Genomic DNA, 21,162 nt, shown 5'->3' with positions numbered 1-21,162 from the left:
TCCTCGACGACGGTCGGGTCGAGATCGACAACAACACCGTCGAGCGCGCCATCCGCCCCTTGGCGCTGACCCGCAAGAATGCGCTCTTCGCCGGCTCCGATGGCGGCGCCGACCACTGGGCGGTCGTCGCCTCCCTCATCGAGACCTGCAAGCTCGCCGACGTCGAACCCCAGGCCTACCTCACCGACGTGCTCACCAGGATCGTCGCCGATCACCCCAACAGCCGCATCGACGAGCTGTTGCCTTGGGCATATGCCCCGCCCGCGCGCCTCCTCGCCGACGTGGCCTGAGAACGACGCTTACGATGAAGGTCGACCTCCGCGAGATCTGGCGCTCACCCGATCGCGCCGCGGCCGAGGCCGCCATCGATGTCTTCGCCGAGAAATACGGCACCAAGTACCCGAAGGCGGTCGAGTGCCTGACCAAGGATCGCCGACAGATGCTCGCCTTCTACGACTTCCCCGCCGAGCACTGGGACCATCTACGCACGTCGAACCCGATCGAGAGCGTCTTCTCCACCGTTCGCCACCGGACGGTCCGCACGAAGGGCGCGCTGTCGACGACCACGGCGCGGCTGATGGTCTTCAAGCTCGTCACCGCCGCGGCAAAGACCTGGCGGCGATTGAAGGGCGAGAACCAGTTGCCGAAGGTCGTTCGAGGTGTCAGATTCGCCGACGGCATCGAGGTCACGAACGCGCCGTCCCAGACCGCCGCCTGATCGCCCCGTCACCCAAATTCCCCCATAGCTCCATCCCCGAGGATTGGAAGAGCCGGCCGGCGAAGCTCCGGCACAAGGATCGCGACGCGCGCTGGACGGTGAAGTTCACCAAGGCGAAGGAGCGGCCGGACGGGACGAAGCCTCCGGTCGACATCGCCATTCCCTCCTTCGGCTACCAGAACCACGTGGCCATCGACGTCGGCCATGGCTTCATCCGGACGTGGAAGGTCACGGACGCGGCCGCCTACGAGGGTGCGGTGCTGCGCGACGGCCTGCTCGACACGACCAACACGGCGCGGACGGTATGGGCCGACACGGCCTATCGCTCTGCCGTCAACGAGGCCTACATGGCGGACAACGGCTTCGGTGAAGGCAGGATCGTTGGAAAGTTTGAACTGCCGCCAGCGATGTGGGGCGAGGCCGTGCGTCTTCCAGATTTTCTGAACCGTGGAGACCGCCAATCCGGCGACCTTGGCCATGGCGCGCGCCGTCCAGTGCGTCGCCTCATGGGGCGGCGGCTTCAGCGTCATCGCCACCACCGTGGACGTCTTGTCGTCGGCGACCGGCGGCTTGCCGGGCGGGCGAGTCTTGTCGCGCAGCAGCCCATCGACGCCCTCGTCCATGAAGCGGGCCTGCCAACGCCAGACGGTCGTCTTGGCGGTATCGGTCGCCGTCATGATCGCCGCCGTTCCGATGCCGTCGGCGCTCATCAGAACGATCTGGGCTCGCCAGACATGCTTTTGTGGCGAGTTACGGTCGGCGATCACGGCTTCGAGCCGCCGCCGCTCAGCCTCACCGAGTGTGATCGAGACCCCTGTGCGCATGCCCGAGATTCGCACAGGACGCCCTCGAACGGAATCCCAAATCGGACTCTTCCGTATCGGTCAATCCACTAGAAGACTTCGTCTCGCTCGACGAGGGGCGGGTCCCCTGCCCTTCCAGAGTTCCGAACTCTATTCGTGATCCGGCGAACCACGGCCGCATCCTTCCTCGCCGGCTCCATCACGCCCTCACTTTCTCGCGCTTCCTGCTGCCGATCAACGCCATCAGCATTGGGCCGAGGCTGAAGCCGCCCTCCTCCGCCTTACGCGTCAGGCTGCGCAGGTAACCGCCGGCCGAAGCGATCATCGCATGGCGCTGTAGGATCCCCGCGACGACGACCGCCGCCTGAACCTCGCCCAGAATCCCCCTCGCCTCCTCCCAGGCGCTCGGCGAAATCCCGAGCATCGGCCGCACCACGGCCGCGGTCGCCAGGAAGTCGCGCCAGTTGGAGATGCCGTCTCGGGCATAGTCGACGATGTCGGGACAGGCCTGGAGCACCATCCCCAAGGGGAAGGCGCCCTCCACGGGTCTGAGCGCAAGCGGTTCGATCTCTGCCCTCGCCGCCCTCACTTCTTGGAAGCGAGGTTCAAGTTCAGTAGAGGGGTGTGGGTTTGAATTCTGTATGTGACGCTCATTTTGAGACTCATCGGCGCTCGTATTCTCGTCTTTTCCATGCATTTCCAACAGCATGAACACATCGTCGGCGAGCGTCGAGAGATCCTCGGCGATCCCTTCGAGATCGGTGAGCCCGGCATTGCGCGGCATGGCCTCTACGATCGAGCGGAAATGGGCGTGAACCTCGTTCCAATCGGTAGGCCCCCTGCCCTCTCGCCGCGTCGGGACGCCCTCCTCAAGGCCGGTGGCGATCATCTTGGCGATGTCGCGGCGGCAGATGGTGATGCGCTCGCGCGCCAGCCGCAGCGCCCGATCGGCGGCGCGGACGTCCTCGGCCAGGCTCTCGATCTCTTCGGCGCGGGCGACGAGCGGCGTCAGATCGAAGCCGAAGGCCTGATCGATCTCGCCCCCCTCCCCCTTGCGGGCGTAACGCTTGCCGTTGGGGCTGTCGCGGCGCACGACGAGGCCGGCGTCGACCAGGCCTGCGATGTGACGACGCAACGTCGCCGGCGCCATGCCGTGGGCTCTGAGCGCCAACTGCCGGTTCGACGGCCACACAACGAGCTTGTCGCCCGACAGTGTCGTCTCCGGATGGAAGCTCAAGAGCGCGTCGAGCACGGCCAACGCCCGCTCGGAGACCCCGAGTCTGGCTTTGGCAGTACAGATCGAACGGAAGACCTCCCACTTGTGGACGACCTTCTCCGGGGCTCGCGCCTCCGCCTTGGACTGCGCCGCCACATGGGCAAGCGTCAGCGATCGCCCTCCGAAGGGCGTTCTGGACTGATAGGGCTGCATGATGCCTTTGCCTTTGTTTGGGCAAAGAAATTCGGTCGCCGAAACGGCGATGCCGCTCGCAGAGAGGCTTGACAGCGATTCGCGGAAGTGATTCTCTATCAGTCGCTACACTTGATGAGAGGGCTTCCGGAGCGGTGACGTTTCGGGGGCCTTTTCTTTTTGCCGCTGTTTCTCCAGTCGGGTTTCAGGGATATGCGGTTTACGCCTCGCCACGACGTTTGAACGCCGCGTAAAGTTCGGGAAGATTGGCGACCAGATACGCGCCGAAGCCCGCCGTCGCCTTCTCGTCGACCATCACCGTCAGGTTCTGTCCGTCACCCTTGATCCGAGCAACGCGGGTTCCGTCGTCGGCCTTGAGGATCGTCGGACGAGCCTGAGCCGGCTTCTTCGGCGCAACCACGTCGAAAACTCGGTTGAAGCGTTCGTCGGAGCTTTTCCCATCGAAGCCGTCTTCCGCGATCGTCCGCAGCGCCTTCTCCAGGCCATGTCGATGGTCGAGGCGCGCCGCGAGTTCGACCCACCGGTCGCGGCCCGTCTTGGCGGCGGGTCCGATGGCCTCGATGATCTCGCGCGGAATCTTCACGGCGGCAGAGATCAGCCGCGACAAGCCGGTCTTGTCGACGGACAATGCAGCCATGATCGTTTCACGCCCGAAGCCCCCCTCCTCCAGCCGTGCCGCAAAGAGCGCCTTCTCGATGAAGGAGAGGTCGGTCCGGGCACTGTTTTCCTGGCCCTGCGCGATCACGACCTGCTCGTCGGAAAGCGGCTTGATCACCGCGCGAACCGGCTTGCCGAGGTCGGAAACAGCCCGCAGACGCCGATGTCCGTAGACGACCTGATAACGTCCTTCCTTCTCGGGGTGGGGGCGAACCAGAATCGGGACTTGCTGTCCGTGTTCGCGGATCGAAGCGACGAGACCCTCGTGATCCTCCACCGAGCCCCGCAGGCGATCCGATATGAAGGAAACGTCGATGAGCGCCGGAGCCAATTCGACGACCGCTTGGGCCTTCAACTGCTCGATAGAACGGCTGACCGCTCCGATTGCGCCACGTGTTCCTCCGATGCCGAAATGAGGCGTCGCATGAGCACGCACCTCCGGCTCGCCGGTATCGACGGCGCCCGAGTTGCCGGCCGGCAACTCGGCACTCGTCAGGCCGATGAGAAGGTTCTTACGCGCCATCACGCCCTCCCCCACGCGCTGCGGATGAGCTGCTCGATCTCGCCGTTGACGTTGTCGAGCGCCTCCAGGGCGCGGTCATAGGTTGATCGCGTGAACTGGTCCCGACTGACCTCGTAGAGCGTCTGTTTGGTGATCCCGGCGTCCGAGATCGCCGTGCTCTTCAGCATGGGATAGTTCAGAACGTGATCGCCGAACAGCGAACGCATGAACGACACCATCTGGTTCTGCGGGCCATCCCCCGGCTCGTAGCGGGTCACCAGATAGCGCATCCAGTCATAGCCCATGTTGCCCCCGGCATCGGCGACGACGCTGAGCAGATCCGACGTCATGATCAGGAATTGGCACATCGACATGACGTCGAGCATCTGCGGATGAACCGTGACCAGAACCGCAGTCGCCGAACAGAGAGCCGACATGGTGAGGAAGCCGAGCTGCGGCGGACAGTCGACGACGACGACATCGTAATCGTCGGCGACGGATGCCAAGGCCTCGTCCATGCGCGTGAAGAACATACGCTCGGTCGGATTGGAGCCGGCCAACGCCTTCGGCGTCTCGTGCTCGAATTCCATCAGCTCGAGGTTGCCCGGCACCAGATCGAGGTTGGTGAAATAGGTCTTACGGATGATCTCACGCAGATCCTTGCGCTCGCCGTCGTAGCGGATCGCACCGTAGAGGGTCTGATTGTCGTCGACGTCGAACTCCGGCTGAATGCCGTGCAGCGCCGAAAGGCTCGCCTGAGGATCGAGGTCGATCGCCAGAACACGGTATCCACGCAATGCCAAGTACTGAGCGAGATGGGCAGCCGTCGTCGTCTTGCCGCTACCACCCTTGAAGTTGACGACGGTGATGACCTGAAGATGCTCGGCGCCACTCCGCCAGGGAACATAGCGGCGATCCGACTTGCCGCCTTGATCCAACAGAACACGCAGCGCCTGAATGTCGGCTGCCGAATAGGACCGTCGACCATGCGGACCGACGTCGATCTCCGGCCCCTTGCCTTCCAGTGAGAGGCGACGAAGATAGCCGTCGTTGATGCCGATCAACCGAGCGGCCTCTCCCGACGTGAACTTCCTGAGGCTCTTGTGAGCCTCGGGCGGAAAGAGTTGGAGCCGATGAGACTGCAGCCGCGACGAGAGCTCGCGGGCATGCGCGCCTACGAGCTCATGGATCGCGCCGAGCTGTTGTCCGGCTTTTGTCGTCGTAACCACTGCTGCCTCGCGTATGCACGGCAAAGAGCGAATATCGCCCGATCTTCCGTGCCAAAATCGCTCGATTCTTCGAGTCTGGCAAGCGATTAAGGGTAAACGAAACCTTAACGACAAATCACTCGCAAACGGCCCTTTCTGTGAAGTTGCCGGCCGGCAACTCGCTTTTCCCAAATCGCCGGAAGCATCACGGAAAACACGTTCATCTTCGGCAATTTGCCCCCTCGGAAGGGGTTGCGCGGAATTCGAGTTTTCCGATGGGTCCGTCGCTGGAAGCAGCGACGTTGAGAGATGGCTCTCGTTGTTCAATGTGGGCATAGCATCATCCGTCGCACTCGACCCACGCCTGCCCGATCAGAGTCGGGTTTCTTCCGTGGACACGGGCAGAAGTAGTTTCACGATGTGATTGCCTCGGAAACCCGTCGAATCTGACGGGGAAGGGATCCTGCTACGTCCCCACTCGCTCGCGGCGGCCACCGCTCTTACCCCGTCAAATTCGCCGGTCTGACGCGACGCGCCATCCGTGCTCCCCTTGGCTTCGTTCCAACGAACCGAGGGACCGAGCCATGCGAGCCGTAGCGATCTCGAACGCCGACACCGATCACGCCCGTGATCTGATCGACCAGATGCATCGGCTGCGCGCCCGCATCTTCGGCGGGCGCCTCGGCTGGAATGTCCAGATCGAAGAGGGGAGGGAGCTCGACGAGTACGATCGGCTCGGCCCCACCTACATCCTCGCGGTCACGCCGAGCGATACCGTCGTCGGCTGTGCCCGGCTTCTGCCGGCGACCGGCCCGACCATGCTGGAGTGGACCTTCCCGCAGCTGCTCGACGGCCGGAAGCTCCGCACCCATCGCGGCATGATCGAGGCCTCCCGTTTCTGCGTCGACACGACCGCGAATTCGGCGGTCTCGTCGCGGACGCTCCATCAAGCGACCCTGACCCTCTTCGCCGCAGTCATCGACTGGTCGATGGCCAACGACTACCGCGAGATCGTCATGGCGACCGATGTCCGCTTCGAGCGGATCCTGCAGCGGGCGCATTGGCCGATGCGGCGCCTCGGCGAGGTTCGCCTGATCGGCGAGACCATCAGCGTCGCGGGAACGCTTCCGGCGGATCGGATCAGCTTCGAGAAGGTCTGCCCGCCGGGGTATGTCTCCGAGTTCGGTGCCCGCGCCGCCGTCGCGGCTTGAGACGGCGGGTTCGACATGGCTCAGGCACGCTCCCATCCCCGGTTGGTCCGCAAGCTCGAGGAAGCCCTCGGGCCGCTGCTCCGCGCGGCGCTCGAAGACCCGTCGGTGGTCGAGATCATGCTCAATCCCGACGGGCGGATCTTCGTCGAGCGGTTGGGGGAGGGGATCCGCGAGGCCGGAACGATGCTCGCCGGCACCGCCGAGATCATCATCGGCAGCGTCGCCCACGCGCTCCAGTCGGAGGCCGACGACACACGCCCGATCGTCTCTGGCGAGTTGCCGATCGGCGGACACCGCTTCGAGGGGCTGTTGCCGCCGGTCGTCGGCGCGCCGACCTTCACCATCCGCAAGCGGGCGTCGCAACTGATCGCGCTCGACGCCTATGTCGCCTCGGGCGTGATGAGCGAAGGGCAGGCCGATGCCTTGCGCATGGCCGTCACCTCTCGCCGCAACATCGTCGTCTCCGGCGGCACCGGATCGGGCAAGACGACGCTCGCCAATGCGGTGATCGCCGAGATGGTGCGGGTCGCGCCCGACCATCGCCTGGTGATCCTCGAGGACACGGCCGAGATCCGCTGCGCGGCCGAGAACGCCGTCGCCCTCCACACCTCAGACACCGTCGACATGGCTCGGCTTCTGAAGTCGACGATGCGGCTCCGTCCCGACCGCATCATCGTCGGCGAGGTGCGCGACGGCGCCGCGCTGACCCTGCTCAAGGCCTGGAACACCGGCCATCCCGGTGGGATCACCACGGTTCACGCCAACACGGCGGCTTCCGCGCTGCGGCGGCTCGAACAGCTGACGGCCGAAGCGAGCCGGCAGCCGATGCACGAGGTGATCGGCGAAGCCGTCGACCTCGTCGTCTCGATCGAGCGAACCCCGACCGGTCGACGCGTGCGCGAGATCCTCGAGGTCGAGGGTTTCGTCGACGGCCGCTACCAGACCCGCCCTCTCACAACCGAGGCAAGACGCCATGTCGCCTGATCGAACCCGTATGCTCGTTCTCCTCTCCCTCGTGGTGGTCGCCTGCATGGCCGGCCCGGCGCTCGCCTCGAGCGGCGGCAGCCTGCCGTGGGAGAGCCCGCTTCAGCAGATCCAGCAGTCGATCACCGGTCCGGTCGCCGGCTTCATCGCGCTGGCGGCCGTCGCGGTCGCCGGCGGCATGCTGATCTTCGGCGGCGAGCTCAACGATTTCGCGCGGCGGCTGATGTACGTGGTGCTCGTCGCCGGCATCCTGCTCGGCGCCTCCCAGATCGTCGCTCTGTTCGGCTCGACCGGCGCTTCCATCGGCGTGAGTGACGAGCGGGCAGGGGAGGGAGCGTGATGGCCGAGATCACGTCCTCGCTCGAGCGCACGCGCATTCACCGGGCGCTGTCGCGTCCCAACCTGCTGCTCGGCGCCGACCGCGAGTTGGTGCTGGTCACCGGGCTCGCCGCGGCGATCCTGATCTTCGTGGTGCTGACCTGGACCTCGGCGCTCGTCGGCTTCCTCCTCTGGACGATCGTCCTCGGAATCCTGCGGATGATGGCCAAGGCCGATCCGCAGATGCGGGCGGTCTATGCCCGCTACATCCGCTATCGGCCGATCTATCGGCCGACCTCCACCCCCTGGCGTCGCGCGTGAGGTCCGACATGGTCGCGCTCCGCTCCTTCCGTCCTTCCGGCCCGTCCTTCTCCGACCTGGTGCCCTATGCGGCCCTGGTCGAGAACGGCGTCATCCTGCTCAAGGACGGCTCGTTGATGGCCGGTTGGTACTTCGCCGGCCCCGACAGCGAGAGCTCGACCGACTTCGAGCGCAACGAGGTCTCCCGCCGGATCAATGCCATCCTGGCGCGGCTCGGATCCGGTTGGATGATCCAGGTCGAAGCGGTGCGCGTCCCGACGACCACCTATCCGGCCCGAGAGGCCTGCCGGTTTCCCGATCCCGTCAGCCGGGCGATCGACGACGAACGGCGGATCCGCTTCGAACGCGCGAGCGGTCACTTCGAGAGCCGACACGCGATGATCCTGACCTGGCGTTCGGCTTCGCCGCGCAAGGCCGGGCTGGCGCGTTTCGTCTATGCCGACGACGAGAGCCGCACCGCGAGCTTCGTCGACACCACGCTCGACTTCTTCCGCACCAGCATCCGCGAGATCGAGCAGTATCTGGCCGGTGTGTTGTCGATCCGCCGGATGGTAACGCGGGAGGTGAGCGGGGCGAGCGGCTTCCGCGTCGCGCACTATGACGAGCTCTTCCAGTTCATCCGTTTCACCCTCACCGGCGAAAGCCATCCGGTTCGCCTGCCGGCGATCCCGATGTATCTCGACTGGTTGGCGGTCGCCGAGTTCCACCATGGGCTCGGACCACTGGTCGACCATCGGCGTCTGGCGATCGTCGCCATCGACGGTCTGCCGGCGGAGAGCGCCCCCGGCATTCTCAACGCCCTCGACCTGATGCCTCTCACCTATCGTTGGTCGAGCCGCTTCATGTTCCTCGACGAGCACGAGGCGCGCGAGCGTCTGGAGCGGACGCGGAAGAAGTGGCAGCAGAAGGTCCGGCCGTTCCTCGACCAACTCTTCCAGACGGCGAGCCGATCGCTCGATCAGGATGCGGCTTCGATGGTCGCCGAGACTGAGGACGCCATCGCCGAGGCCGCCTCGGGTCTCGTCGCCTTCGGCTACTACACCGCGGTGATCGTGCTCTTCGACGAAGACGAGGAGCGGCTGCGCGACAAGGCCGAAGCGGTGCGCCGCCTGGTCCAGTCGGAAGGCTTCGGCGCCCGGATCGAGACGCTCAACGCGACCGAGGCCTTCCTCGGCAGCCTGCCCGGCAATTGGTACTCGAATGTCCGCGAACCGCTGATCAGCACGCGCAACCTCGCCGATCTGATCCCGTTGAACTCGGTCTGGTCGGGAGCCGAGGTCGCGCCCTGTCCCTTCTATCCCGAGGGTTCGCCGCCCTTGATGCAGGTGGCGTCGGGCTCGACGCCGTTCCGCCTCAACCTCCATGTCGACGACGTCGGCCACACCCTGGTGTTCGGGCCGACCGGATCTGGCAAGTCGACGCTGCTCGCCCTCATCGCCGCGCAGTTCCGTCGCTACGACGGCGCGCAGGTCTTCGCTTTCGACAAGGGCGGGTCGATGTTGCCGCTGACGCTCGCCGTCGGCGGCGACCACTATGACATCGGCGCCGGGGCAGGGGAGGGGGCTCTCGCCTTCTGTCCCCTGTCGGAGCTCTCGAGCGAGGCCGATCGCGCCTGGGCGTCCGAGTGGATCGAGATCCTGATCGTCTTGCAGGGCGTGACCGTCACGCCGGATCATCGCAACGCCATCTCGCGGCAGATCGAGTTGATGGCGGCGGCGCGCGGCCGCTCGCTCTCCGACTTCGTCTCGGGCGTGCAGATGCGCGAGATCAAGGATGCGCTCCACGCCTACACCGTCGATGGTCCGATGGGTCAGCTCCTCGACGCTGAAACCGACGGTCTGGCGCTCGGCGCCTTCCAGACCTTCGAGATCGAAGAGCTGATGACCATGGGTGAGCGTAACCTGGTGCCCGTGCTCCTCTATCTCTTCCGCCGCATCGAGAAGCGGCTCACCGGCGCCCCGAGCCTGATCATTCTCGACGAGGCCTGGCTGATGCTCGGCCATCCCGCCTTCCGCGACAAGATCAGGGAATGGCTGAAGGTGCTGCGCAAGGCCAATTGCGCGGTGATCCTCGCCACCCAGTCGATCTCGGATGCCGAGCGGTCCGGGATCATCGACGTCCTGAAGGAGAGCTGCCCGACCAAGATCTGCCTGCCCAACGGGGCGGCGCGCGAGCCGGGCACACGAGAGTTCTACGAGCGCATCGGGTTCAACGAGCGCCAGATCGAGATCGTCGCGAATGCCGTGCCGAAACGTGAGTACTACGCCGTCTCACCAATCGGTCGACGCCTCTTCGACATGAGCCTGGGGCCCCTGACCCTCGCCTTCGTCGGAGCGTCGGGCAAGGCGGACCTCGCGACGATCCGATCCCTTCACGCCGAATACGGGACCGACTGGTCCCGCCATTGGCTCAAACAAAGAGGGGTGGCTCATGCCGAAACCTTGCTCCCGCCGGCGTGACGCCGGCGCAATCCTCACCGTGGTCGCGATCCTGCTCTCGCCCTACCCGGTCTCCGCCGGCGGCGGCGGGTTGACCGGCGGCGCGACCGAATGGACGCAGCTCCTCAACAACGGCGAGCTGGTCAGTCTGGTCGGCCACTCGGCGACCCAGATCGACAATCAGGTGACGCAGATCACCCAGCTCGCCGAGCAGATCCAGAACCAGCTGCGCATCTACCAGAACATGCTGCAGAACACGGCGCAGCTGCCGGCCCATATCTGGGGACAGGTCCAGAGCGACCTCAACCGCCTACAGAGCGTCGTGACCAAGGCCCAGGGGATCTCCTTCTCCATGGGCAACATCGACGACGTGCTCTCCGCCCGCTTCAAGTCCTATTCCGACTTCAAGGCGAGCCAGCCGACCGGACAGAACTTCTCCGCGACCTGGCAGAGCTGGTCGGCGACCAACCGCGACACGATCGGCGGCACCCTGAAGGCCGCCGGCCTCACCGCCGAGCAGTTCTCGACCGAAGAGGCGACCATGTCGCAGCTGCGCTCGATGTCGGAGAGCGCCGACGGGCAGATGCGGGCGTTGCAGGTCGGCCACGACATCGCCGCCCAACAGGTCGCCCAGATGCAGAAGCTGCGTGGCCTCGTCTCCCAGCAGATGACGATGATGGGCACCTGGTACCAGTCGGAACAGGCGAGCCGCGATCTCGCTCAGGCCCGCCGCGAGAGCTTCTTCGATTCCACCGCCCCCGCGACGAGCGGCGGCCAGACCATGGAGCCGCGCTGGTGACCCCGATGCGATTTCTCCTCCTCGCGCTCGCCGTCGTCGCCGTCCTCGGCACCGCCGTCGGCCTCGCGCTCAACGCGCGGGGAAAACGGCTGATGGCCGAGGACTTCCTCGGCGCGCCCAAGGCCTACGACACCACCGGCGGCCAGCAGATGAAACCACGTTGGTGAGGGGAGGGCAGGGGATGCGCGTATTAACACCGATCGCGATCATCGCTGCCGGGGCCTGCGTCCTGGTGGCAGTCCCGGCTCTCGCGCAGGAGGGCAGTGTTCTCACCACCCTGGAAAACCAGGTGGTGACGGCGGCGCGCGGTTGGGAGACGACCGTCATGCAGGCGGCGCGCTCGCTGTTCTGGATCCTCGCCGGCATCGAGGTCGGGGTCGCCGCGATCTTCCTGGCGATCGAGGCCGCCTCGCTCGACGGTTGGTTCGCCGCCCTCGTCCGGCGGATCCTGTTCATCGGCCTCTTCGCCTTCGTGCTCGAACAGGGCCCGAGCTTCGCCAAGGCGGTCGTCGACAGTCTCTACCAGATCGGTGCCGGTGGTGGATCGGCGTCTCCTGCGAACGTCTTCAACGCCGGCCTGAAGGTCGCCGCGACCATGTCCGACAAGGCCAAGTTCGGCCTCTTCGAGGACAACTCGCTGGCGATCGCCGCCGTCTTCGCCATGGTCGTGGTCGTCGTCTGCTTCTCGCTGGTCGCCGCGGTCTTCGTCGCCGTGATGGTCGAGATGTATGTCGGGCTCCTCGCCGGCATGATCATGCTCGGCCTCGGCGGCTCCTCCTACACCAAGGATTTCGCGGTCCGCTATCTGACCTATGCCTTCTCCGTCGGCATGAAGCTGATGGCGCTGGTGATGATCGCCCGCATCGGCTCCGACGTCCTCTTGGGGCTCGCCAACGCCTCGAGCGGGTCCGATCAGTTCGTCTCGACGCTGGCGATCGCCGGGATCTCGGTCGTCGTCTTCGTCGTCTCGATCTACGTGCCGAACATCATTCAGGGCGTGGTTCAGGGCACTTCGGTCACCGGCGGCATGGAGGCGATCCGCCACGGCGGCCAGGCCGCGTCCTTCGCCGCCGGCAGCGCCGCGCTCGTCCATGGGGGAGGGCGGGCAGCTGCCTCCGGCTATTCGGCGGCGCGCGCCGGCGGCGCCTCGGTCGGCGCCTCGGTGCTCGCCGGCATGCGGCAGGGATTCGGGTCGACCAGTGGCGCACTCGCCTCCGCCGCCCGCGATCAGGCGATCGGCGCTCCTGGGTCCTATGGCACGTCCACCCTCGGCCTCGCCAACGCCAAGCTCGATCAGGCGCGTCAGAGTGCTGCTGCCACCCGACCGACGAAACCTTGAGACGAGGAGCCGCGAGAGCGATGGCCGACGCCACCCCACCCGAGAACCCCTATCTCGCCGCGCGCCAGGAATGGAGCGAACGCTACGGCGACCATATCGAGGCCGCCCGGAGCTGGCGCCTCGTCGGCATCACGGCGCTCATGATGGCCCTGATCGGTTTCGGCTATGCGCTCTTCCAGAGCACGCAGGTCAAGCTCGTCCCCTACATCGTCGAGGTCGACAAGCTCGGGACGGCGGTCACCGCCGGCACGCCGCAACAGATCGAATATGCCGACCCGCGCGTCGTCCGCGCCACGCTCGGTGCCTTCGTCAGCAATCTGCGCTCGGTCACCCCCGACGCCGTGGTTCAGAAGCAGTACATCGACCGCACCTATGCGCTGCTGCGCACCGCCGATCCGGCGACCGAGAAGGTCAACGCCTGGTACCGGGGCAATTCCCCCTTCGACAAGGCCAAGACCGCGACCGTCGCCATCGAAGTCTCCAACATCGTCGCGCTCTCCAGCCAGACCTACCAGATCGACTGGACCGAATACGAGCGCGACCGCAAGGGCAAGGAGACGGCGAGCCGGCGCTTTCGCGGCATCGCCACCGTCACCCTGACGCCGCCGCAGGACGAAGGCGTCATCCGCCTCAATCCGATCGGCCTCTACCTCAAGGATTTCGAATGGACGGCGCAGCTGTGACCGGCCGGCTTGGAGACCTCGTCATGACCGACAACCGAACGCGCGCGCTCGCCACCGCCGTCGCCCTGATCCTCGTCACCGGCAGCAATGCGGCCTCGGCGCAGTCGATGAGCACCAATGAATCCCGAGGCGCCAGTCTCTCCGCCAAGTGGCGTGAGAGGCCCGGGCTCGTCACGCGCGGGCCTGACGGCAAGGTGATCTTCCTCTACGGCGAGGTGCAGCCCTCGATCGTCTGCTCGCCGCTCCAGGTCTGCGACATCGAGCTCCAGGCCGGCGAAGTGGTTCGCGATGCGCTCGTCGGCGACACCGTGCGGTGGAAGGTCGAACCAGCGACCTCCGGCGACTCCGGCGCACAGGCCGTTCATCTCGTGGTGAAGCCGGCGGAACCCGATCTCGTCACTTCGATGGTCGTGACCACCTCGCGCAGGACCTATCACCTCCAACTGAAGTCGCACCCGACCCAGTACATGGCGCGGGTCGGCTTCGACTATCCGGAGGACGTCGGCGCGCGCATGGCGGCGGTCAACGCCCGCATGGAAGCCTCGACCCTTCCCGGCGCCGGTGTCCCGGCCGAACAGCTGAACTTCGGCTTCTCGATGAGCGGCAGCGCTTCGTGGCGGCCGACGCGGGTCTATTCCGACGGGACGAAGACCTACATCCAGTTCCCATCGACCCTCTCAGGGACAGACGCTCCGGTCCTCTTCGTCGTCTCCGGTGGCGACAACCGCATCGTCAACTATCGCATGAAGGGCGAACTGATGATCGTCGACTACGCGATCGATCGGGCGATCCTCGTCTCCGGGGTCGGATGGAGCCAAGAGAAGATCACCATCGCGAGAGGAGGGTGATCATGCGAGACCACACCGCCCTCGTCCGCCTCGTCACCGTGGCATGTCTCGCCCTGCCGATCGCCGCCTGCCAGACCTTCGGCACCGAGGGTCTGATCGCCAGCTCAGCGCCGGCGGAGATCTCGAACTCGACCGCCGACGCCATCGCCGGCGATCTCTCGGGCCGGCTCGTCGAACTGGTCGGCCCCGGTACCGGGACCATCGTGCTCATGTCCTCCGACGCTCCCTTCGCTTCATCGCTCGAAGGCGCCCTGCGCGCCAAGGGCTATGCGGTCACCCGCGACGGTGCGGCAGGGGAGGGGGCTTCGATCCCTCTCGCCTACGTGGTCACCTCCGGCGACGGCGAGATCCTGGTGCGGCTCTCGACGAGGACCCTCGATCTGACGCGGACCTATCGCGAGACCCCGACCGGGGCCGTGCCGTCGAGCCCGCTGTCGATCCTGCGGCGCGGATAGGGGAGGGGATCATGGTGCAGTCTCTCGATCTCTCCGGCCCCGGGTCGCCGAAGATCCGCCGGCTCAACCGGCTGCCGATCGTCGTCGGTCTCGGCCTCGTCGTGGTGTTTCTCGGGGTGGTGTTCTGGGGCCTGTCGAGCCGCGGTTTCTACGGCCGCGGTCCGACCGGCCCGGAAATCGGCGGGCGAGGCGGCTCGGCCTCGAGCTTCGCCGATCAGATGAAACGCGGCGTCGCCGACGGCATCATCGGTGAACCGGCCGACACTCAACCCTTCCAACCGGCGCCCGCCGCCAAGCCGGCGCCGGACAAGCCCGCCAATCCCTTCGTGGTGAAGCCGCTGGTCGAAGCTCCCGAACGACCGCCGGCCGAGCCGGACAACGCCTGGCGCGCGCGATTGGAACGCGAGGGGCAGGAACAGCTCTTCCGCGAGGCCCAACGCGAGCGCATGGCGCGGGTTCAGGCCGCCAACACCGCTCACGACTCTCCGCTCGCCCTCGATCTGAAGAAGCTCCAGGGCACGACGAGCGGGCAGGGGGGAAGACTGGTGGAGGCATCGCTCGCCAAGGCCGGTTCCGCAGCCGATCACTATGCCGCCGCGCTGAAGGCAGGCGTCGGCGGGCAGATGACCGATCCCAACGGGCAGAAGGCCAAGGAGGAGTTCTTCAATCAGGACCTCAAATCGCTCGGCTATCTCGCCTCCCGAGTCGTCGGCCAGACCTCTCCATTCGAGCTGAAACGCGGCTCGGTGATCCCGGCGACGCTCGTCTCCGGCATCAACTCCGATCTCCCCGGCCGGATCATCGCTCAGGTCGGCCAAAACGTCTTCGACAGCGCCACCGGCTCACGCCTGCTCATCCCGCAAGGCGCCAAACTTCTCGGCCGCTACGATTCCAAGGTCTCCTTCGGTCAGAACCGCGTCCTCGTGGTGTGGACCGACATCGTCTTCCCCAATGGCGCGACGCTGCAGATCGGCGGCATGGCCGGCACCGACGCCGAAGGTTACGGCGGCTTCTCCGATCAGGTCGACAATCACTACTTCCGCACCTTCGGCTCGGCCATCCTCCTCGCCGTCATCGGCGCCGGCATGGACATGGCGATCCCGCAGAACTCGACCCTCTCCAATCAGGAGACCGCATCGGATGCCGCCCGGCGCAATTTCGCCGAGACCTTCGGCCGCGTCGCCGAGCGCACCATCACCAAGAACCTCGACGTCCAGCCGACCATCGAGATCCGGCCCGGCTACAAGTTCAACGTGCTGGTCGACCAGGACGTGGTGTTTCCGGGGAGCTATCGAGGATGAGCGCTACACGATCGTCGCGTCTCGGTGACGGTTTGCAACTGTATGTGACGGTGCTGTAACGGCATGTGACCGTACTCGGCGGATCCACTCCTCATGGATCGACGAGCATTCGCAGAGTAATACCATCGGCCGCCGGGGCTGACTCTCCGGGGCTTTCCGAGGGATTGGATCGCTGATTCCATGGCGCGGGGAGGATTCGCGCCATGGCCGCTGCGGTGAAGCTTCGGACGGACTACTCGGCATCGGACCTGCGACGGCTCGCAGCCACTTCCAAGCACGCCAACCAGAGCCGGCGGTTGCTGTCGCTGGCGGCCGTGCTCGACGGCATGGACCGCGAGCAGGCGGCCCGGATCGGCGGGATGGATCGCCAGACCCTGCGCGATTGGGTCCACCGGTTCAACGAACAGGGTCCCGACGGCCTGCGGGACATCCGCTCGAAAGGGCAGCCGCCCCGGCTGTCGAAGGAGCAGCTGGCCGAACTCTCCGAGATCGTCGAGACCGGCCCGGATCGTGCCGTCCACGGCGTCGTCCGCTGGCGGCGCATCGACCTGAAGAAGGTCGTCTTCGAGCGTTTCGGCGTCGACTACCACGAGCGCACTGTCGGCAAGATCCTGAAGGCGCTCGGCTTCTCCCACATCAGCGCACGCCCCCGTCATCCGGGGCAGGATCCCGAGGTCATGGAGGCGTTCAAAAAAACTTCGCCCGGACGCTGAACGCCCACGTCGGCCATCTGCCGAAGCGGAAACGGATCGAGATCTGGTTCCAGGACGAGGCCCGCATCGGACAAAAGAACGGCATCGTTCGGCAATGGGCACGGCGAGGGACGAGACCACGCCAACCCGCCGACCAGCGCTACGAGAACGCCTACCTGTTCGGCGCGATCTGCCCGGCGCGCGGCGTCGGCGCCGCGCTCGCACTCCCCTACATCGGCACCGAGGCGATGCAGATGCATCTCGATGAGATCTCGACCATGGTCGCGCGAGGATCGCACGCCGTCTTGCTGCTCGACCGCGCAGGATGGCACACCACCGGCAACCTCACGGTGCCCAAGAACGTGACGTTGATCTTCCTGCCGTCGCGATCACCGGAATTGAACCCGGTCGAGCAGATCTGGCAGTACCTGCGATCGAACTGGCTCTCCAACCGCGTCTTCGAGACCTACGCCGAGATCGTCGACGCCGCCTGCGAGGCCTGGCGAAGGCTCGTCGACAGTCCCGAGGTCATCACATCGATCGGGATGCGCGACTGGGCGCATATCGGTCAGGGATGAGGGCCATTGGTATAAGATCGACGCCGGGTGGCGTTCGGGAGCTGCTGACGAACCATCGCTGTTCATCGATTGCCGAGGCCGACGAAATGCGCCCGACCGAGACCAGTCGCTTCAGCACGCATCGCTGCCGGTCTGTCCGTTGCGGTCATCCTCGCCGTCGCAACATCCTGGTGGGCGTCGCGACCGGCGACCCCGGGCGCCTTCTATGCCGCCCCCGACGTGCTCCCGAGCGAACCCGGGCGCCTTCTATGCCGCCCCCGACGTGCTCCCGAGCGAACCCGGCGCTCTGATCCTCATGGAGCCGTTTGAGAAGACGGTTCCTGCCGGCGTCCGAGCCTGGTGCATCGTCTATTCCACCACGCGGCATGACGGATCCACGGCGATCGCCAACGCGGTCGTCGCAGGCTGAGCGCCACTCAGGAAAAAACTGCGAACACCTATGCAATTGAAATATCTATATAGTTTTCAATGAAAATCCCGCGACTTCGGTCGGATACGGACGTCGCGGGGGCAACTGTGTTGTTCAAGCGAGAGCGATCGGCGTGCCTGTCTTGAGCATGGCGTTGAGGATGACGAGGAGCTGGCGGGCGACGGCGATGAGGATGGTCTTCGGCGCCTTGCCTTTCTGGCGCATTCGGTCGCGCAGGGCGACGAGGGCGGGACGTAGCGCGAGGCGGAGAGGGCGGCTATGTAGAGGGCCTCGCGAACCTTCCTTCGGCCTCCCCAGATGCGTCGAGCGCCGCGCCAGGTTCCGCTTTCTCGGGCACGGGGGGCGAGGCCGGCGAGCGAGGCGATGCGGCGTCGACACAGGGTTCCCAGTTCCGGCAACTCCCCGAGGAGCGTGGCGAGGACGGTGGGAACGATGCCGGGAACGGCGGCGAGCAGTCGGGCTTGGCTCGCCAGCGTCGCGTCCTCGTCGATGAGCCCGGCGATGTGTCGATCGAGATCGGTGATCTGGCGGCCGAGGAGGTCGATCATTGCCTCGATTGCGGTGGTGATCTCGTCCTGACCGGCACTGTGTCGGTGCAGCCTCTCGGCCTTGCACATGTCGACCAACTGCCTGCGACGACGTAGGAAATCGGAGAGACGCGAGCGGGCGGCACTCACCGGAACGGTGATCGGCAGCGGCAGGGCGGCTCCCATCCGCGCCAGGACACGGGCATCGACCCGATCGGTCTTGGCGAGGACGCCGGTGGCGCGAGCGAACTCCCGGGCCTGACGCGGATTGACCCGTGAGAACGGGTGACCACGTTCGGCAAGAGCCGCGATCAGATCGCCGTCGCATCCACTGGTCGCCTCGAAGACGACGAGGACATCGCGCCCGAGCGTATCGAGCCAAGACGCGATGGCTTCCGGGGTATTGGCGATCTGGCCGACTTTGCCGGCCGGCAGGAAGTGGAGATCGATGAAGGCACGCGAAAGATCGCAGCCGGCGATGGGCTGCGGCATGGTGAAGGCTCCTGTCCATGCCGTGTGGGATCTGCAGTCCCAAGCAACTGTTCAGGGTTGAGAAGAACGCGGAAGGGGCCCTTGCTCCCGCACGGGATCCGTACCCTCGGGGGGGACGGGCTCCCTTCAGACCATCGTCGCCGTCGCTCCGGGCCGATCAGGATCTCCTGGCGCACCGCTCACCTCCTTGACGACGTCAATAGCGACGTCGTCAACGACGTAAACTATCCCGCACTCATCAGGCCGGCAAGGCGGCCAAGATCGGACGGTTTCGGAAAGAACAGTCTATCCTTTTTCAGACCGCGCGGGCGAAGTTTGGCCGCGGTGGGATAGAATTCGAGCCGATGAAGCCAATCCTCATATGTCCTCGTGATTGTGCGATCCACCGAGACTGCACCGCTCGGCCCGCAGGGTAGTAGCCCGCTTGGCCGCTCGATTCCGCCCAGCCTGCTCTTCGACCCGCCAATCTTGTGGCCCATCGCGGCACGGAAAATCTGCCCCCCCCTCACGCCCCCGGCAACACATACCCCCGGAAGCGCTCGCGCAGGTTCATCTTTTGGATCTTGCCGGTCGCGGTGTGCGGGATCTCCTCGATGAAGACGACGTCGTCGGGCATCCACCACTTGGCGATCTTGCCTTCGAAGAAGGCGAGGATGTCCTCCTTGGTCGGAGACTTCCCGGCCTTCGGCACGATGATCAGCAGCGGGCGTTCGTCCCACTTGGGGTGGGCGACGCCGATCACCGCGGCTTCCATCACGTCGGGATGGGAGACGGCGAGGTTCTCGAGATCGATGGTCGAGATCCACTCGCCGCCGGACTTGATGACGTCCTTGGCGCGGTCGGTGATCTGCATGTAGCCGTTCTCGTCGATGGTCGCGACGTCGCCGGTGTCGAAGAAGCCGTCGGGGCCGAAGTTCTCCTTGCCCTGGCCCTTGAAGTAGCCGCCGGCGATGGCCGGCCCGCGCACCCGCAGGCGGCCGAAGGATTTGCCGTCGCGCGGACGCTCGCGGCCCTCGTCGTCGGTGATCTTCATCTCGACGCCGAAGGGTGGCACGCCCTGCTTGACCTGGAGATCGAGGCGGCCGGCGAGGTCGAGGGCGGCGGTCTCGGGCTTGGGGCCGCAGATGGTGCCGAGCGGGCTGGTCTCGGTCATGCCCCAGGCGTGGGCGACGCGGATGTCGTAGTTCTTCTCGAACTTCTCGGTGATGGCGCGCGGGCAGGCGGCACCGCCGATGATCACCCGCTTCAGATGGCTCAGGCGGAGGTTCTTCGATTCCATCACCTGCAGCAGCATCAGCCAAACCGTAGGCACGGCGGCGGTAATGGTGACCTTGCCGACCTCCAGCAACTCGTGGATCGAGGCGCCGTCGAGTTTGGCGCCGGGCAGCACCAGGGCGGCGCCGGTCAGCGGCGCTGTGAAGGCGATCGACCAGCAGTTGGCGTGGAACATCGGCACGACCGGCATGATCGTGTCGAGGCAGGAGCAGCCGAACATGTCGGCGGTCGCCGCCTGCCAGGCGTGGATGACGTTGGAGCGGTGGGAATAGACCACGCCCTTGGGGTGGCCGGTGGTGCCGGAGGTGTAGCACAGGCCGGCGGCGGTGTTCTCGTCGAAGCTCTTCCATTCGAAGTCGCCGTCGACCTCGGCCAGCCACTCCTCGTAAGGAACGGCGTTGGGCAGGGTGGTCGCCGGCATGTGGGCGGCGTCGGTCAGGACGATGATCTGCTCGATCCCGGGGATCTCGGCGCCGATCTTCTCGACGATCGGCAGGAAGGTCAGGTCGACGAACAGCAGGCGCGAGCCGGCGTCGTTGATGATCCAGACGATCTGGTCGTGGAACAGGCGCGGGTTGACGGTGTGATAGATCGCGCCGAGGCCGAGCAGGCCGTACCACACTTCCATGTGGCGCCAGGTGTTCCAGGCCAGCGTCGCGACGCGGTCACCGTAACCGATGCCGTGCTTCTCGAGCCGCTTGGCGCATTGCAGCGAGCGGGCGCGCAGCTCGGCGTAGTTGGTGGTGTGGAACGGGCCTTCGACCGAGCGGGTCAGGATGGTGCGCTTGGGGTGTTGGGCGGCGGCGTGGTCGAGGATCTTCGTGCACAGAAGCGGCCAATCCATCATCGAACCGAGCATGTCTTCCTCCCGCGTGGTCTTCTTGTGTCTCGTATACTATGCGGCACCAGGGTGACGTTCAGGTCACCGAACTTGAACCCGATCGACTGCGGCTGTCCCGCGCAACTTCGGATGGGGGCGGCAATCGCTCGAAGCGCGCTATGCTCGTCGATCGGTGGGGCGCTCGCCCGGACCCGTGGGCGGATCGCCTCGACGCGCGAGATCCGGCCACGGGTCCGGGCGGGCACCGGATGGAGCGCTGCATGATGCAAGCTCCATCCCCCCACGGGATTGGCGATCCAGCTCGCGCAACATT

General features: G+C 65.8%; 19 protein-coding genes and 3 pseudogenes. 16 read left to right on the top strand and 6 right to left on the bottom strand.

Features of this window, described 5'->3' with window-relative positions; all coding sequences use genetic code 11:
* From V7Q42_RS13480 to V7Q42_RS13470, 3 genes and pseudogenes are all read left to right on the top strand, one after another.
* Positions 1–290, top strand: a 290-nt coding sequence (locus V7Q42_RS13480; RefSeq protein WP_333824604.1) for a transposase domain-containing protein, incomplete at its 5' end; no start/stop codon positions are given.
* Between the two features lie 14 nt (positions 291–304).
* Positions 305–718, top strand: a pseudogene (locus tag V7Q42_RS13475) (transposase); the annotation flags it as partial.
* Positions 719–750: 32 nt separating this feature from the next.
* Positions 751–1,083: pseudogene (locus V7Q42_RS13470) on the top strand (IS5/IS1182 family transposase); the annotation flags it as partial.
* Here the strand turns inward: V7Q42_RS13470 and V7Q42_RS13465 are convergent.
* The 4 genes and pseudogenes from V7Q42_RS13465 to repA all read right to left on the bottom strand — a co-directional run.
* Positions 1,057–1,542 (bottom strand): annotated as a pseudogene (locus V7Q42_RS13465) (helix-turn-helix domain-containing protein); the annotation flags it as partial. The pseudogenes V7Q42_RS13470 and V7Q42_RS13465 sit on opposite strands and share 27 nt — an antisense overlap.
* Before the next feature lie 178 nt (positions 1,543–1,720).
* A complete protein-coding gene (gene repC, locus V7Q42_RS13460) occupies positions 1,721–2,950 on the bottom strand; it encodes a plasmid replication protein RepC (protein ID WP_333824603.1) in 1,230 nt (409 codons plus the stop codon).
* A 199-nt stretch (positions 2,951–3,149) separates the two neighbouring features.
* Positions 3,150–4,130: a plasmid partitioning protein RepB gene (repB, locus tag V7Q42_RS13455; RefSeq protein WP_333824602.1), complete on the bottom strand. Its 981-nt coding sequence runs from the start codon at positions 4,128–4,130 to the stop codon at positions 3,150–3,152.
* Complete coding sequence (gene repA, locus V7Q42_RS13450; protein ID WP_442958201.1) at positions 4,130–5,353, bottom strand: plasmid partitioning protein RepA; 1,224 nt, start codon at positions 5,351–5,353, stop codon at positions 4,130–4,132. Before repA ends, repB begins: the two co-directional genes overlap by 1 nt.
* Positions 5,354–5,901: 548 nt before the next feature.
* Between repA and traI the strand changes: the two genes are divergently transcribed.
* The 13 genes from traI (at position 5,902) to V7Q42_RS13385 (ending at position 17,284) form a co-directional block, all read left to right on the top strand.
* Positions 5,902–6,528 (top strand): acyl-homoserine-lactone synthase TraI, encoded by a 627-nt coding sequence (traI, locus tag V7Q42_RS13445; RefSeq protein ID WP_333824601.1) that lies wholly within the window; start codon positions 5,902–5,904, stop codon positions 6,526–6,528.
* 15 nt (positions 6,529–6,543) lie between these two features.
* Positions 6,544–7,512, top strand: coding sequence for a P-type conjugative transfer ATPase TrbB (trbB, locus tag V7Q42_RS13440; protein WP_333824600.1), 969 nt, complete (start codon positions 6,544–6,546; stop codon positions 7,510–7,512).
* Complete coding sequence (locus V7Q42_RS13435; protein WP_333824599.1) at positions 7,502–7,852, top strand: TrbC/VirB2 family protein; 351 nt, start codon at positions 7,502–7,504, stop codon at positions 7,850–7,852. Before trbB ends, V7Q42_RS13435 begins: the two co-directional genes overlap by 11 nt.
* Positions 7,852–8,151, top strand: a complete 300-nt coding sequence (locus V7Q42_RS13430) for a conjugal transfer protein TrbD (protein WP_333823954.1) — start codon at positions 7,852–7,854, stop codon at positions 8,149–8,151. The genes V7Q42_RS13435 and V7Q42_RS13430 overlap by 1 nt, the downstream gene beginning before the upstream one ends.
* An 8-nt stretch (positions 8,152–8,159) precedes the next feature.
* Positions 8,160–10,610 carry a conjugal transfer protein TrbE gene (locus tag V7Q42_RS13425; protein ID WP_333824598.1) on the top strand — a complete coding sequence of 817 codons (2,451 nt, stop codon included), beginning with the start codon at positions 8,160–8,162 and terminating at the stop codon, positions 10,608–10,610.
* Positions 10,582–11,388 carry a P-type conjugative transfer protein TrbJ gene (trbJ, locus tag V7Q42_RS13420; RefSeq protein ID WP_333824597.1) on the top strand — a complete coding sequence of 269 codons (807 nt, stop codon included), beginning with the start codon at positions 10,582–10,584 and terminating at the stop codon, positions 11,386–11,388. The genes V7Q42_RS13425 and trbJ overlap by 29 nt, the downstream gene beginning before the upstream one ends.
* Positions 11,389–11,393: 5 nt before the next feature.
* Complete coding sequence (locus tag V7Q42_RS13415) at positions 11,394–11,555, top strand: DUF2749 domain-containing protein (RefSeq protein ID WP_333824608.1); 162 nt, start codon at positions 11,394–11,396, stop codon at positions 11,553–11,555.
* A gap of 14 nt (positions 11,556–11,569) precedes the next feature.
* Positions 11,570–12,727 carry a P-type conjugative transfer protein TrbL gene (gene trbL / locus V7Q42_RS13410; protein WP_333824596.1) on the top strand — a complete coding sequence of 386 codons (1,158 nt, stop codon included), beginning with the start codon at positions 11,570–11,572 and terminating at the stop codon, positions 12,725–12,727.
* A gap of 20 nt (positions 12,728–12,747) precedes the next feature.
* Positions 12,748–13,410 (top strand): conjugal transfer protein TrbF, encoded by a 663-nt coding sequence (locus V7Q42_RS13405; protein ID WP_333823958.1) that lies wholly within the window; start codon positions 12,748–12,750, stop codon positions 13,408–13,410.
* 23 nt (positions 13,411–13,433) lie between these two features.
* Positions 13,434–14,258, top strand: coding sequence for a P-type conjugative transfer protein TrbG (trbG, locus tag V7Q42_RS13400; protein WP_333824595.1), 825 nt, complete (start codon positions 13,434–13,436; stop codon positions 14,256–14,258).
* Between the two features lie 2 nt (positions 14,259–14,260).
* The gene (locus V7Q42_RS13395; protein ID WP_333824594.1) at positions 14,261–14,713 is read left to right on the top strand and encodes a conjugal transfer protein TrbH; all 453 of its coding nucleotides are present in this window, start codon (positions 14,261–14,263) and stop codon (positions 14,711–14,713) included.
* Positions 14,714–14,724: 11 nt separating this feature from the next.
* Positions 14,725–16,014, top strand: a complete 1,290-nt coding sequence (trbI, locus tag V7Q42_RS13390) for an IncP-type conjugal transfer protein TrbI (RefSeq protein WP_333824593.1) — start codon at positions 14,725–14,727, stop codon at positions 16,012–16,014.
* A gap of 203 nt (positions 16,015–16,217) precedes the next feature.
* Positions 16,218–17,284, top strand: a protein-coding gene (locus tag V7Q42_RS13385) for an IS630 family transposase (protein ID WP_333824592.1) whose coding sequence is annotated in 2 segments (ribosomal slippage) — positions 16,218–16,704 and positions 16,704–17,284 — 1,068 coding nt in all. Because the reading frame shifts where the segments join, the coding sequence is not laid out codon by codon here.
* Between the two features lie 465 nt (positions 17,285–17,749).
* On the opposite strand, the gene V7Q42_RS13380 is transcribed toward V7Q42_RS13385, so the two are convergent.
* Both V7Q42_RS13380 and V7Q42_RS13375 read right to left on the bottom strand, forming a co-directional pair.
* Entirely contained in the window at positions 17,750–18,733 is a 984-nt protein-coding gene (locus tag V7Q42_RS13380; RefSeq protein ID WP_333824591.1) for an IS110 family transposase, read from the bottom strand.
* 505 nt (positions 18,734–19,238) lie between these two features.
* Complete coding sequence (locus V7Q42_RS13375; protein WP_333824590.1) at positions 19,239–20,867, bottom strand: long-chain-fatty-acid--CoA ligase; 1,629 nt, start codon at positions 20,865–20,867, stop codon at positions 19,239–19,241.
* Positions 20,868–21,162: the final 295 nt, after the last annotated feature.

This window comes from Pinisolibacter sp. (assembly GCF_036782435.1).
GTDB lineage: Bacteria > Pseudomonadota > Alphaproteobacteria > Rhizobiales > Ancalomicrobiaceae > CALBKH01.
This window is presented reverse-complemented; position numbering and strand designations above follow the sequence as displayed.

Coding starts and splice junctions, on each gene's coding strand:
- trbI (WP_333824593.1), top strand. CDS start 14,725: ATGGTGCAGTCTCTCGATCTCTCCGGCCCCGGGTCGCCGAAGATCCGC.
- V7Q42_RS13415 (WP_333824608.1), top strand. CDS start 11,394: ATGCGATTTCTCCTCCTCGCGCTCGCCGTCGTCGCCGTCCTCGGCACC.
- V7Q42_RS13425 (WP_333824598.1), top strand. CDS start 8,160: ATGGTCGCGCTCCGCTCCTTCCGTCCTTCCGGCCCGTCCTTCTCCGAC.
- repC (WP_333824603.1), bottom strand. CDS start 2,950: ATGCAGCCCTATCAGTCCAGAACGCCCTTCGGAGGGCGATCGCTGACG.
- V7Q42_RS13405 (WP_333823958.1), top strand. CDS start 12,748: ATGGCCGACGCCACCCCACCCGAGAACCCCTATCTCGCCGCGCGCCAG.
- repB (WP_333824602.1), bottom strand. CDS start 4,130: ATGGCGCGTAAGAACCTTCTCATCGGCCTGACGAGTGCCGAGTTGCCG.
- trbG (WP_333824595.1), top strand. CDS start 13,434: ATGACCGACAACCGAACGCGCGCGCTCGCCACCGCCGTCGCCCTGATC.
- trbB (WP_333824600.1), top strand. CDS start 6,544: ATGGCTCAGGCACGCTCCCATCCCCGGTTGGTCCGCAAGCTCGAGGAA.
- V7Q42_RS13380 (WP_333824591.1), bottom strand. CDS start 18,733: ATGCCGCAGCCCATCGCCGGCTGCGATCTTTCGCGTGCCTTCATCGAT.
- trbJ (WP_333824597.1), top strand. CDS start 10,582: ATGCCGAAACCTTGCTCCCGCCGGCGTGACGCCGGCGCAATCCTCACC.
- V7Q42_RS13430 (WP_333823954.1), top strand. CDS start 7,852: ATGGCCGAGATCACGTCCTCGCTCGAGCGCACGCGCATTCACCGGGCG.
- V7Q42_RS13375 (WP_333824590.1), bottom strand. CDS start 20,867: ATGCTCGGTTCGATGATGGATTGGCCGCTTCTGTGCACGAAGATCCTC.
- V7Q42_RS13395 (WP_333824594.1), top strand. CDS start 14,261: ATGCGAGACCACACCGCCCTCGTCCGCCTCGTCACCGTGGCATGTCTC.
- V7Q42_RS13435 (WP_333824599.1), top strand. CDS start 7,502: ATGTCGCCTGATCGAACCCGTATGCTCGTTCTCCTCTCCCTCGTGGTG.
- traI (WP_333824601.1), top strand. CDS start 5,902: ATGCGAGCCGTAGCGATCTCGAACGCCGACACCGATCACGCCCGTGAT.
- trbL (WP_333824596.1), top strand. CDS start 11,570: ATGCGCGTATTAACACCGATCGCGATCATCGCTGCCGGGGCCTGCGTC.